The organism is Janthinobacterium sp. CG3 (assembly GCF_000344615.1).
Lineage (GTDB): Bacteria > Pseudomonadota > Gammaproteobacteria > Burkholderiales > Burkholderiaceae_D > Janthinobacterium.
On record NZ_KB467825.1, the window covers coordinates 396,617 to 410,489 of the forward strand.

Consider the following 13,873-nt stretch of genomic DNA (forward strand, 5'->3'; position numbering starts at 1 on the left):
CGCGTGAGGCGCCATGTGTCCGGCACACTCGCCGCATACTGGAGGATCACAATGGGCCTAGCCATCACCGCAGCCGGCGCGATCTCGTCCGCCGGCGCCGCCTACGGGCAAGCACAAAATCAACGTTCGTCACTGGAATACCAGGCGTCGGTAGCACAGTCGAATGCGGCGTTCGCCGAGGCCAGCGCCTCCGACGCCGTTCGCTCCGGCCAGACTGCGGAGGAAAACCACGCCCTTAAAACCGGCGCCTTGTTCGGCGCCCAGCGGGCGCAACTTGCCGCCAACGGCGTCGACCTGGGCAGTGGCAGCGCCAACGAGATTTTGACCACCACCAAGTTTATGAGCGAGCGCGACGCGCTGCAAATCCATGACAACGCCATGATGCAGGCTTGGGGCTACCGCACCCAGGCGTCGAGCTACGTGGTCGACGCGCAGCGCGCCGAGGGCGCCGCTGACACCATCAGCCCCTGGATGGCGGCCGGCACCTCCCTGCTTACCGGCGCGTCCAACGTTGCCAGCCAGTGGGACGCCAAGGCCAATCTGAAGGGCACGGCCGACTTCGGCACCACGGTCAAAAACAAGTGGTCCAGCATGTGGGGGAATGGCTGATGCCCCGCGTCCCCGTCTACGACAGCGCGCAAGTCGCGCCGCAGCAAGCCCCCAATCCCTACCGTGCGCCGGCCCAGGTGGATACCGGCGCGCCGGTGCGCGAGCAGGCCGCGCTCGGCGCCGCGCTTCAACAGGTCGGCCAGCAACTCACGCAGGAAGAGGTTAACGCCCAGGGCATGGCCAATCAGGTGCGCGTCGACGCGGCATTGAATGCGGTGCGCCAGCAGCAGCTCGACCTGACCTATAACCCGGAGAACGGCTACGCCAACAAGAAGGGCGCCGCTGCGCTTGACCCCGACCTGCTGGGCCGCTCGCTGCCGCAGTCGTACGGCGAGCAACTGCAGGACACCATCAGCGCCACGGCGGCCGGCCTGGGCAACGACGCGCAGCGCCGCGTGTTCAACGAGCAAGCCACCGCACTGGCTACCTCGTTCGGCGGCCAGGTGCAAAGCCACATGCTCCAGGAATACCGGCAGTTCGGGCTGGAAACGCAGCAGGGCACCGTCAAGCTGGCCAGCGACGCCGCGAAACTGAACTGGAACAAGCCGGACCTGCTCGCGCCGCAGATCGCCAGCGCACAGGCGGCGGTGTGGAAGGCGGGGCAGATCGCGGGAGAACCGGCCAACCTGACCCAGGCCAAGATCCAGGCCACCACCAGCGCGATCCATTCCGGGGTCATCGATTCCGCCCTGCAAAACAACGAGCCGGCCTACGCCCTGTCCTACATCGAATCGAAGAAGGGCCAGATGTCCGCCGACGACTTGTTGAAAGCGAACGGCCTGATCAAGACCGACATGCGCGCCCGCGTCGCCACCAACACCGCGCAGAACGCCATGCAGTCGCTGCAAGCCAAGCTGACGCCGACCGACGGCGACCGCATGGTGCAGATCACGGCGCAGGCCGAGAGCGGTGGCCGCGAGACGAACCGGGACGGTTCAACGGTGACTAGCCCCAAGGGCGCACAAGGCATCATGCAGGTGATGCCGGCCACGAATACCAATCCCGGCTTTGGCATCAAACCGGCTGCCGACGCCAGCCCGGAAGAGCGCGCGCGCGTCGGACGCGACTACCTGCGCACGATGGTGCAACGCTACGCCGGCGACCCGGCCAAGGCATGGGCCGCTTACAACGCAGGCCCCGGCGCCCTGGATGCGGCGATGACCACCGCGAAAAAAACCGGCGCCGACTGGCTGGTGCTGATGCCGAAGGAGACGCAGGCGTACGTCGCCAACAACGTGGCCAAGATGCAGAAAAGTACCGTCGCCCCTATCCCGTCACAGCAGGATGTGCACGACCGCATCCGCGCGCAGCTCGGCGCCGACCCCGATCCGCGCTTGCTACAGGCCGCGCTGGCCGAGGGGACGCGCCAGTACACCGACTTCATGGGCAACCGCAAGGTGCAGGGCGAGAACGCAACCCAGGCCGCGTATCAAGCCCTGATGCAGAACAAGGGCAACGTGCCGGCGCTCTCCCCGGACATTAAAGCCGACGTGATGCAGTACGCGCCCGATAAATGGGACTCGGTAATGGCGTTCGGCGACAAGATTGGCAAGGGGCAGACCGTGCAAACCGACTGGGCGCTTTTCTACAAGCTCAAAACCGATACGGCGGTGCTGGGCGCCACAAACCTGATGGCCTTGCGCGACAAGCTGGGTGACACCGAATTCAAAAGCTTGACGGAAGAGCAGCAGAACCTGCTCACCGGCAAAGTGGGCGACACCACGCGGCTGCGGTCGACGCACGATGTCGTCAACCAGTACATCCGGGAAATTGGTATCGACCCCACGCCGCGAGACACCGACGCTGCCGGCGCCAAGACGGTCGGCAAGATTTGGTCTACCGTCGAAAAACGACTGAGCGAAGCCGAAAAAGTCGCGGGGCGCAAACTGAAGTCGGAAGAGGTCACGACCGTTCTGTCGAAGCTCTTCACCACAGTCGGCGTGAACCGATCCTGGTGGTTTGATGGCACGAAATCCGCTGTGATGCTGGGCGAAGGCGACAAGGTTGCCGTGCCGAGCGCGGATCGGGAGCAGGTCATCGCCGCGCTTCGGGCGCGCAACAAACCCGTCAACGAAAACTCGATTCTCGACCTATACAAGCTCAGCAAAGGCATTAAATAATGGCAGTCGACAACCCCTTTCTGGTGGCCCTGGATCAATCCGCGCCGGCCACGGCGCCGGGCGGCGCGGCCGCCACGAACCCCTATCTGCAAACACTTGAGCAGGATAGCGCGCGCGCGCTGCGCGGCGCCATGCAAGTGTCGATCGATAAGCAGCCCGACGTGGAGGCCCGGCTTCAAGGGCTGGCCCGCCAGTACAATCTGCCCGTCGACGCGGTGCGGCTCGACCAACCCGGCGTGGAGCGGCGCGCAAAGCTCGATGCCCTGGGCATCGACCAGTTCAACAAGAAATACCCGTCTACTACCCGGTTCCTGTCCGACCCTGCAAACGCGGCCGTAGCGCACGACGACACGCAGAACCTGGCTGACATCGAAAGCACCATTGGCCCTATCAGCGGGCCAAAGGCTTCCTTCGGGTCCGTCCTTAGCGGACTCGCCAATTCGCTCCCTATCGGCGCGCGCATGGCACGCGAAGGCATCCGAATGCAGTTGGCGGACGCGTTCGGCTTCGACGCGGTGCGCGACGACGCCATGCGCAAATACAGCCTGGCGAGTCTCCAGGCGGATGTAGGGCGCCCGGAGATCGAATCGCCGACGTTGCGCGGCGTCTACGGGGGTGGAGAGAGCATCGTCCGCATGATCCCAGGGCTGGCCGCGTCGCTACTCACCCGCACCCCGGCGCCGCTGCTGGCGACGATGGGCGCCCAGACCGAGGCCGACGCGTACGGCAAGTACCGCGCGCGAGGCGCCACCGCCGGCCAAGCGCTGGCCGGCGCCGTGGGCGAGGGGGCTATCGAGGTCGGCACCGAAATGATACCGATGAGTTTCATGGTGAACCAGTTCGGCAAGGCCGGCGCGGGCCACTTCCTCGCCGGCCTGCTCGCGCGCGAGATTCCCAGCGAGCAGCTCGCAACGCTGACACAGGACGCGGTGGATACCGCAATAGCGAACCCCGACAAGACCTGGGGGCAGTATCTGGAAGAGCGCCCAGGCGCGGCGTACCAAACGCTGGTGGCCACCATCACCCAAGCCGGCGTTATGGCTGCTGCGAGCGGTGCCGTCGGCCGGGTGCAAGCGCGCGGCAGCGATGCGCAGGCCGCCGAACGAGATGCGGCGGCGCTGGCGGCGATGAACGACCTGGCCGCCGCGTCGAAGCTGCGCGCCCGCGATCCAGCAGCTTTCCAAACCTTCATCAAGGAGGCGATGGCCGATGGGCCGGTGCAGGACGTGTACATTAGCGCCAACACGCTGGCGCAGTCCGGCGTCGACGTGGCCGCCCTCGCGCAACTCTCGTCGGCAGTGGCCGAGCAGATGAACGACGCGGCGGCCACTGGTGGCGATATCCGCATTCCGGTCGACGAGTTCGCCGCGCGCATTGCCGGCAGCGACTTTGCCGCCGCCATGCTGCCGCACTTGAAAACGGACGTGGGCGGCATGTCGCAGGCCGAGGCGCAAGCGTACATGCAGAGCCAGGGCGCGGACCTGCAGGCCGAGGTGGCAAAGGCACTGATTGAGCAACAGGGCGACGCGGCGTTCAAAGCGTCACGCGACGAGGTGACGGCGCAGGTGCTGGGCCAGTTGACGGCGGCGGGACGGCTCTCCCCCGACGTAAATACCGCGTACGCCACGATGATGGGTAGCTTCTACGCGGTGCAGGCGGCAAAGCTCGGCATCACCCCCACGGAAATGGCGGCACGCTACCCGCTCAAGGTGACGGCCGAGGTGCTGGGCGGGGCGAGGTTGGATCAGGGGCCGACACTTGACGATGTGCGTCAACAATGGGATAGCGCCGGAATCAAGCACGGTATCTTCGAATCCAGCGACCGGGTTACTCTTTCGCAGATCATCGTCCCGGATGCTGCGCGCGGCGCCGGAAAAGGCACTGCGGCGATGCAGGCGCTAATCGACTACGCCGATGCGGCCGGCAAGCACGTCGTTCTTTCACCATCGGCGGACTTCGGTGGCAATAAGAAGCGACTCACCGCCTTCTATAAGCGTTTCGGCTTCATCGAGAACAAAGGCAAAAACCGTGCTTTCACCACGTCTGAAAGCATGTACCGCGTGGCGCCGGGCAAGGTGCTGGAACAGGGCAATCGCGGTTCCTTCAATCCTGAAACGAACACGATCAGCCTGCTGGCGAAAGCGGACCTGTCCACCTTCCTACATGAGTCGGGGCATTTCTTCCTTGAGGTGATGGCTGACATGGCCAGCCGGCCGGATGCGCCGGCCGGCATCACCGACGACATGGATACCGTGCTGAAGTGGTTCGGCGTGGCGGACCTGACGACCTGGAATGCGCTTGATCTGGAAGGCAAGCGCGAAAGCCACGAGCAGTTCGCCCGCGGCTTCGAAGCTTACCTGTTCGAAGGCAAGGCGCCGAACGTAGAAATGCAAGACCTGTTCTCGCGCTTCCGCGCGTGGATGCTAAACGTCTACAAGTCGCTCAAGGCCCTCAACGTCGAATTGAGCGCCGACGTGCGCGGCGTGTTCGACCGCATGCTGGCGACCACGGAAACTATCGTGGAAGCCGAGGCCGTTCGCGGCTATGCCGGCCTGTTCGAGTCCAAGCCGGACGGCATGAGTGATGACGAATGGCGGCAGTACCGCGACGACACCCTGGGTGCGACGCAGAGTGCCATTCACATTTTGGAGACGCGCAGCCTGCGCGACATGCAGTGGCTGACGAACGCCAAGTCGAAACTGCTTTCATCCATGCAGCGCGACGCGCGCGCCAAGCGGAAAGCCATACGCGCCGAGGTGCAGGCCGAGGTAACGGCCGAGCCGGTCAACCGCGCGCGCCAGCTCTTGAAGCGCGGCGAGTTCGTCAACGCGGCCGGCGAGATCGACAAGCTCGCCGGCCCAAATAAGCTCAGCATCGCCGCGCTAGAGGAAATGTACAGCGGCGACGGCGACCGCTTCGCACTGCTCGATTGGGAGCCGCTTGGATACGGCGGTTTCGGCATGTTGGCCAAGGACGGCCTGGCGCCGGACGTGGTGGCCGATATGCTTGGCTACGCGTCCGGTGACCAGATGGTGCGCGATTTGCTGACTGCCGAGCCGGCGCGCGACAAGATCGAAGCGATCACCGACCAGCGCATGCTTGAGCGCTACGGCGATCTCACCGACGCCGATAGCATTGGGCGCGCGGCGGACGCCGCCCTGCACAACGACATGCGCCTGCGCGCCGTGGCCACCGAAATGAACGCGTTGCACCTGGCCGCCGGCAACCGCACCGTGCTGGTCAAAGCGGCCAAGTTGTACGCCGAGCAGACAATCGCGCGCACCAGGGTTGCCGATATCAAACCGAACCGGTACAGCGCCGCCGCCAGCCGGGCCGCGAAGGCCGCCGATGCCGCGTTCAAAAAAGGCGACATCGCCACCGCCGCACAGGAAAAGCAAAACCAGTTGGTGAACAGCTACGCGGCTAAGGCCGCGTACGAGGCGCGCGACGAGGTGCGTAAGACCGCCGAGCGCTTCCGCAAGATGACAACCGGCAAGGCCGATACCGTCACCAAGACCCGCGATATGGACATGGTGCAGGCGACCCGGGCTATCCTGGCCGCCTACGGGGTCGGGACGCAGGGCAAGGGCGCACTCGAGTACTTGGCGCTCGTCGAGGCCAACGACCCGGGCATGTATGCGATCCTGAGCGACCAGGTAGCGGCGGCAACCGAGCGCGCCAAGCCCTTCGACGAGCTGACCGTCGGGGAAATGCGCGCCTTACGCGACGAGGTGGAAAGCCTGTGGTATCTGGCGCGTCGCTCCCGCCAGATGGAGATCGACGGCGACTTGATGGACCGCGAGGAGGTGCAGCATGCGTTGCGCGCGCGGCTGGAAGAAATTGGAATTCCAGCGGAAGCGCCCGGCGAAGGCCACGCTATCACCGAAGCCGAAACCCGGCTGTCGATGATGCAATCGTTTCGCGCCGCCGCGCGCCGCGTCGAGTCGTGGGTTGGCGCCAAGGACGGCACTAACAAAATGGGGGCGTTCCGCAAGTTCGTCTGGAACCCCGTCAAGGAGGGTGCCGACAATTACCGCGTCGACAAGGCCAAGTATTTGAAGGCATACCGCCAGCTGCTGGATGGCGTGGCCCCCACCCTCACCCAGGGCAAGATCGCCGCGCCGGAGCTGAACTACACCTTCGGCTACGACAAAGGCGGCGCCGGCAAGGCCGAACTGCTGCACGCGATCTTGCATACCGGGAACGAAAGCAACAAGACAAAATTGCTACTCGGGCGCAAGTGGGCGAGCAAGAACGAAGACGGCTCCGTAGACACCTCGCGGTGGGACGCGTTTGTTGATCGCATGATCGCGGAAGGTCGGCTGGTCAAGGCAGACTTCGACTTCGCCCAGGGCGTATGGGACTTGCTTGAAAAGATGAAGCCGCAGGCGCAGAAAACGCACCGCGACGTGTTCGGCCGGTACTTCGACGAGGTGACGGCCGACGCCTTCACCAACCAGTTCGGCAGCTACGCCGGGGGCTACGTCCCGGCGATGGCGGATTCGCGCATCGTCGCCGACGCCAAGACCCGCGCGCTGGCCGAAGAAGAAAACAGCACGTTGCAAGCGTCGTTTCCTTCGACCGGCAAGGGCTTCACGAAAGCCCGCGTCGATTACAACAAGCCGCTGCTGCTGGACCTGCGCAGCCTGTCCGGCCACATCGACAAGGTGCTGTTGTTCTCGCACCTGGAGCAACCCATCCGCGACGTGCGCCGCGTGCTGGCGTCAAGCGAGGTGGCGTACGCGATAAACCGGATTGACCCGGCGGCGTTCGACGGCCTGTTGACGCCCTGGTTGAACCGCACCGCGCGCCAGCAAGTGGAAACTCCGGTAAGCGGATCGAACGGCATGATGCGGTTTTTCTCGGCGACGCGCTCGCGCGCCGGCATGGCAGCCATGTTCGCCAACGTGTCGAACAGCGTACAGCAGGTGACGGGTCTATCGATCGCGCTGCTCAAGGTCAAGCCAAAATACCTGCTGGCCGCGTCCGCCGAGTTCATTCTCAGCCCGCGCCAGGTGGCCGCTGCCGTCGCCGCGGCGTCGCCGTACATGGCCAGCCGGATGGAAAACGAGGTGGCGCACATGAGCGGCGCCATCAACGATATCCTGCTCAACCCGAGCGTGTACGAGAATGCGAAAGCCTGGGCGGCGCGGCACGCGTATTTTATGCAGTCGGCGGTGGACAACGTAATCGGCCCGATGGTGTGGTTGGGCGCCTACAACGAGGCGATGGAGTCGGCGCCAGCCGGGTCAACCGATGACCAGATAAAAACCTACGCTCGGCGCCTGGCCGACTCGGCCGTGCGCGAAACCCAGGGCAGCACCTTGCCCGAGGACATCAGCCGGCTTGAAACCGGCAACGCATTCGTGCGCCTGTTCACCCAGTTCACGGGGTATTTCAACATGCAAGCGAACGTTCTCGGCACAGAGTTCGCCAAAATAGGAGAAGACGTAGGACTGCGCAACGGCTTGGGGCGCGGCTTCTACGTGCTGCTGTTCGGCTTCCTCGCGCCGGCATGGTGCGCCGAGCTGATCGCGCAAGCGTTCCGTGGCGGGCCGCCGGACGAGGACCGGGACGGCGAGTACCTGGATGACTGGTTGGCGGCGCTATTCGGTTGGGGGACGCTGCGCGCCGCCACCGCGCTTGTCCCGGTCGTTGGCCAGGGCATCAACGCGGTGGCCAACGCGACCAACAGCAAGCCGTATGATGACCGGGTGGCCACCTCGCCGGCCGTCAGCATGATCGAAAGCGCGGCCCGCTCGCCCGTGTCGGTCTACGACGCCATTGCCAATGACGCCAAGCCGTCGAAGGCCGTGCGCGACGTGGCCACGCTCATTACGCTCACCACCGGCCTGCCCGCATCGACGATGGCGCGCCCAATAAGCTACATGGCCGACATCGCCGACGGCCGTATCGCCCCCACAGGGCCGGTCGACATGGCGCGGGGCGCGGTTACAGGGGCGGCCGGCCCGCAAAGCAAGCAGTGATGGCGGGTGCGCGTGACCGAATAGCATGCGGGGAAAATCCCCCGCATGACGATCTCTTCCACCACCCGCAAAGCAGGGCCGTATAGCGGCACCGGCGCCCAAACCGCCTACCCATTCGGCTACAAGGTCTTTCTGGCCAGCGATGTGCTGGTGGTGCAGACTGACGCGGCCGGCGCGGAAACAACGCTGGCGTTGACGACGAATTACACCGTGACGCTGAGCGCGGACCAGAACGCTACCCCCGGCGGCACCGTGACCATGCTGGTGGCTCCGCCGGTGGGCTACTTGCTTACCCTCGGTAGCCGAGTGCCGGCGCTGCAAGGGCAAAGCATTCCGAACAACGGCGGGTTTTACCCGAAGGTCGTTGAGGACGGCTTGGACAAAGTCACCATCGAGGTGCAGCAGCTCGCCGAGCAAGTAGGCCGCTCGCTGAAATTCGCGTTCTCCGATACGATCAACGGGGACTTACCGACCGCTCAGGTGCGGGCTAATAACCTGTTGGGCTTCGATGCGTCCGGCAACCCGGTCGCCGTGGCGCCGGCAGCGCAGAGCGCGAGCGCGCTACAGGCATTGCTGGCCGGAACTGAGGGCGTGACCTACGTCGGCAATGCGGCCGATAAGCGTGTTCTGGCAGCTTCGATTGGCGTATCCCTCATCGGGATAATCCGCGCTGCAACTGGCGCGGTTGCTGCAACCGTAGATAATTGGCTTCAGCGGCAAGATGTTCGCGTGTTTGAATTTATGTCGAGCGCCATGATTGCAGACGTTGAGTCCGGGGCTATGGCGATGGACCACACTGCGGCAGTTCAATCGGCCATCAATGCCGCAGTGACGAAAAAGCGAAAACGGGTACTGTTCGGTGCCGGCACATTCAAAATCACCGCGCCGATTACTTGGAATAACACAACCAGTGCAGACCAGCCGGGCACTGCATTTGTAGGGGACGGGCGCGATGCCACTATCCTGCGGTCATTCATCGCCAATGGTCCTGTTTTCGATATCCGTGGCACGAAAAGTTTCGCGTCTGGCGGAACCGGATCGCGGTTTTTCAACGGCGGCGGGATTTATGGTATCCGGTTTGACGGGCAAAGCGCAACGGGCACATCGGACGCCATTTTCGTGCAGGGCTGGCAGTACGCCGAGATTGTAGGTTGCTATATCACCACGTTCCCGCGCGACGGCGTGCGCCAATGGGTCGATACCGGATTCCCGAATGCCGACTACTCGTCATCCAGCATCAACATCATCGACACATGGCTGTGGGATTGCGCTGGCCAAGGCGTCAACCAGACCGGAGCAATCGGGGCGTGGTCGTGGAAGTTCGAAAAAGTGCTGTTCGGCTACTGCGGCATGGGAGCGACGATCGCCAGCGCGGGAAATTCATTCCTCGATTGCTCATTCGTCGGAAGCGGCTACTCGCCAGCGGGGGTAGCACGTTCGGGCGGTTCGCATCTCCAGATAGGCTCAATTGCCGGCGGCACGAATCGTATTACCATGCGCGGCTGTGAGTTCGATTTTGCGCGCCTTGCTCACGTGAAACTTGACTATTGTTCCACCGTCACGATCTCACAATCCCGTTTCATTTTCAACGACCGGAACGCGACGGGATCGCTCACCCCAAGCGTAGGCGGCGTGGTCATCGCGCCGGATGGCGCAGGGTCAAATGTCGGCGGCGTTCATATTGACCACTGCAACGTGCGAATCGACACGGCGGGGATTTGTAATGCATTCGTAATTGCAAATTCGTCAAACACGACAAATATCCGAGTGGTTGATACGACGTACTCAAATAACTCCGGGGCTACGCTGAATAAATACGTTGGATTCACATCGTCTAATTTCAATGTCCGCTACGATTATTGCGCGATAGACGGCGGGCTGTCGTCCGATTGCATACCGGGCCGCCCGTTGCCGGAATACATCGGCCAAGCCACTTCGGCCACCGTTCCGGCGGGGGCAGTCGTAATATTCGGCACGCAAGAAGCGGTTAACCTCCAGATTTTCGCGGCCACCTTGTACAACACAGCGACCGGCGTATTTACCTGTCCAGTAACAGGGTACTACGACATTGCGTTCTCTATCGTCGTGGTTAGCGCCACGACCGCCGAGTATTATCAATTCCAATTGAGAAAAAACGCCGTACTTGTGACCGAATTCAATTTTTCGGGCAACTCGCTTTCCCGGACATTAATGGCAGGCGGATATCGCGTGTACTGTAACGCTGGAGACACGCTTGATATTTTCTCTTCTGGTGTAAGCGGGAAGGCTATCACGGGAAGCTATTCGCAACTCGTGATCAAGTTGTCACCATGGCCACTGTGAACATTATTCGACCAGTGCGGTTGTCACATCAATGGAATAAAGGATCGTCATGCCAAATCAAGAATTACAGAAAGAGGACCGCCGCCGTCCAGATCGCCAGCACGACCTTGTGCGAGCTGTCGTGGTTGCTGTGCGCGAGGAAGTTGCCGCTCAAAGCATCCCCGACGACATGCACCGCGAGCATCACGCGTATCTGGTTGAGGTCATCGATGAAAAGCGGCGCAAGCGCGAGACGGCCGAGAAGATCAAGGCAAGTGTCGGCGGGTGGATGATTATCAGCGCGCTATCGGGCCTCGGCACCGCTGCGTACCAGGGCTTCAACTGGGTCAGGGAGCACATGAAATGAATTTTGACGAAGCGTTCGACGAGCTGCAAATTAGCGAGGGCGGCTACAGCGACCACCCCGACGACACCGGCGGCGCCACGATGTACGGCGTCACCGAGCGCGTGGCGCGCGCGCGCGGATACGCCGGGGATATGCGCGCGCTGCCGCTGGCGTTCGCCAAAACCGTCGCCCGCGCCGACTACTGGGACAAATTTCAATGCGACCAGCTCGGCCCGGTGCTCGGGTTCCAGGTGTTCGACGCGGCGTATAACGGTGGGCCGGCGGCGAAATGGCTACAGCGCGCGGTCGGCGCCACCGAAGATGGCGTGATCGGCGCGAAGACCATCGGGGCGCTGCGGGCGACCGACCCGATCAAAGTCATGGCGCGCTTCAACGCGTACCGCCAGCAGTACCTGGCCGGGTTGGCCGTCTGGCCCTCGTTCGGCAAGGGCTGGGCGCGCCGCATCGCCGCGAACCTGCTGCTGGGGGCCGCGTGAACCCGCTGCTGCTCGGGCCGCTGGCCGACATCATCAAGGGCGTCATCACCAGAGTCTGGCCGGACCCGGCGGCGCAGGCCGACGCGCAACTCAAACTGGCGGTGATGGTGCAAAATGGCGAGCTGGCCCAGCTTGCCGCCGCGACCGACCTGGCGAAAGCGCAGATCGGCGTCAACGCCGCCGAGGCCGCTAGCACGTCCCTGTTCGTCGCTGGCTGGCGCCCGTTCATCGGGTGGGTGTGCGGGGCATCCCTCGCGTTTAAATTCATCCTGGGGCCGCTGCTGGCGTTCTGCGCGGCTTTGGTAGGCCATCCTGTTGACTTGCCCGAATTGGACTTCTCCGAAATGTCAACCATCCTGTTTGCCTTGCTTGGCCTTGGCGCCATGCGGACGGGCGAGAAAATCAAGGGCGTCGCATGACCTACGCGCGAGTAAAAGGGGCGCGTATTCTGGCTTAAATTTGCTCCGCAAAACAGGCGCATTTTGCCGGCGGCAAGGGCTAGAAAACGCGAAGAATTTAGCTTTTTGCGGTGCTGGAATCTGGTCAGAACCCGCATGTTTGCTGGGTTTATGTTAAAGCTTGGGAAGCTTCTGCTCTACCATTGAGCTACACCCGCGAAGCTCGCATTCTACGCGAGTTTGCACATCGTTGACAAATTTCACTCGCGTCCAAGCAGATCCATCGAAGCTGGGCTAGCCGTCGGTTGCGAACCGGTGGTTACAAATTAAGTAAGCGCGGCGCCGTTTATCTCCATTGCACTGTCAACCATACTGGGACCCAGCAGTACCGCCCCCCCACCACGACAGGAGAGAACATGCATAGCGCAATCATAGGCAAGAAAACGGCGCCGGCAAGCCGGTTTGCCACCGGCGCCCCGGCTGCAGCCGGCAACAGCAAAAACGCATGGGCGCGGCTCGCCGCGCTGGTGCTTGCAGCTTGCGCCGGACTGGCGGCGGGCGCCGCGTGCGCCGGCACCCTGGGCACGTTCACGTCGGACGCCAACGGCTTCGACACCCACACTTATTATTATGACGACGGCCAGGAAGTCACGCTGATCGATACCCAGTTCGTGCCGGCGCTGACCGCCGCCATGCTGGCGCAAGTGAAGCGCCAGACCGCGTCCCCCGTCACCCGCGTCATCGTCACCCACGCCAATCCGGACAAGTTCAATGGCCTGCCCTACCTGCACCAACTCGGGGTCGACTCCATCACCAGCGCGGCCGTTGCCGCCGACATGCCGCTGGTGCATGCGTACAAGGAGAACTTCTGGGTGAACGTGGCCGAGGCCTTCAAGCCGGGCACCTACCCTGCCTTCGAGCAGGTGAAGACGACGTTTGCCAAGTCCTCGACCATTCGCCTGAAGTCCGGCGAAACGCTGTCCTTGTTCGAACTCGACAATCCCGGCGTGGCGGCGCACCAAGTGGTGGTGCGCATCGACGCCACCGGCGACCTGCTCGTCGGCGACCTGGTGCATACCAAGGCCCATCTGTGGCTCGAAGGCGGCCTGGTAGACGGCAAGCCGCACGCCGATCTGCGGCGCTGGTCCGACGCGGTGGCCGAATTGCCGCCGCTGGCCGCCGGCAAACCGGCGGCGAAGCTGTATGGCGGACGCGGCGAGGCAATCGCCGTTGCCGACGCCGTGCGTGAACAGCAGCGCTACCTGGCGCGGGCGCGGGCCTTGGTGGCCGGCTATATCGATGAACTGGGCCAGCGCAAGCGCGAATTGCGCGACCCGGCGCGAAGCAAGGCGCATTACCAGGCGCTACAGGGACGCTTCGCCAGCGCGTTCCCCGAATACCAGCTGCCTTATATGATCGGGTACAGCGTCTACGGCTTGGTGAATACGTTGGCGGACTAGGCCATTGCTACGGTGTGGAAAAACCGCCGCCGTGGACGAAGCGGGAACGCTTGCGCGCAAAAACGATCTATACGGTAACGGCCGAATTCGGCCGAATTGCGCCCGTGGCAAGCTTGCGCCACGTCCACTTTTTCCCCGTATCGAGGCCAGCCCAC

General features: G+C 63.3%; 8 protein-coding genes. All 8 read left to right on the forward strand.

Annotation, left to right across the window (positions count from 1 at the left end; genetic code table 11):
• Positions 1–51 precede the first annotated feature (51 nt).
• Positions 52–609 (forward strand): virion core protein, T7 gp14 family, encoded by a 558-nt coding sequence (locus JANGC3_RS31030; protein WP_017879502.1) that lies wholly within the window; start codon positions 52–54, stop codon positions 607–609.
• Complete coding sequence (locus tag JANGC3_RS0126410) at positions 609–2,729, forward strand: transglycosylase SLT domain-containing protein (protein ID WP_017879503.1); 2,121 nt, start codon at positions 609–611, stop codon at positions 2,727–2,729. The genes JANGC3_RS31030 and JANGC3_RS0126410 overlap by 1 nt, the downstream gene beginning before the upstream one ends.
• Entirely contained in the window at positions 2,729–8,716 is a 5,988-nt protein-coding gene (locus JANGC3_RS0126415) for a hypothetical protein (protein WP_017879504.1), read from the forward strand. The genes JANGC3_RS0126410 and JANGC3_RS0126415 overlap by 1 nt, the downstream gene beginning before the upstream one ends.
• 45 nt (positions 8,717–8,761) lie before the next feature.
• Positions 8,762–11,038: a C1q-like domain-containing protein gene (locus JANGC3_RS31035; RefSeq protein WP_017879505.1), complete on the forward strand. Its 2,277-nt coding sequence runs from the start codon at positions 8,762–8,764 to the stop codon at positions 11,036–11,038.
• Between the two features lie 49 nt (positions 11,039–11,087).
• Entirely contained in the window at positions 11,088–11,384 is a 297-nt protein-coding gene (locus JANGC3_RS33070) for a hypothetical protein (RefSeq protein WP_157407042.1), read from the forward strand.
• Positions 11,381–11,860 carry a glycoside hydrolase family 108 protein gene (locus tag JANGC3_RS0126435; RefSeq protein ID WP_017879508.1) on the forward strand — a complete coding sequence of 160 codons (480 nt, stop codon included), beginning with the start codon at positions 11,381–11,383 and terminating at the stop codon, positions 11,858–11,860. The genes JANGC3_RS33070 and JANGC3_RS0126435 overlap by 4 nt, the downstream gene beginning before the upstream one ends.
• Entirely contained in the window at positions 11,857–12,279 is a 423-nt protein-coding gene (locus JANGC3_RS31040; protein WP_017879509.1) for a 3TM-type holin, read from the forward strand. Before JANGC3_RS0126435 ends, JANGC3_RS31040 begins: the two co-directional genes overlap by 4 nt.
• A 395-nt stretch (positions 12,280–12,674) precedes the next feature.
• On the forward strand, positions 12,675–13,718 hold the full coding sequence (locus tag JANGC3_RS0126445) for an MBL fold metallo-hydrolase (protein WP_017879510.1): 1,044 nt from the start codon (positions 12,675–12,677) through the stop codon (positions 13,716–13,718).
• The last annotated feature ends 155 nt before the right edge of the window (positions 13,719–13,873 follow it).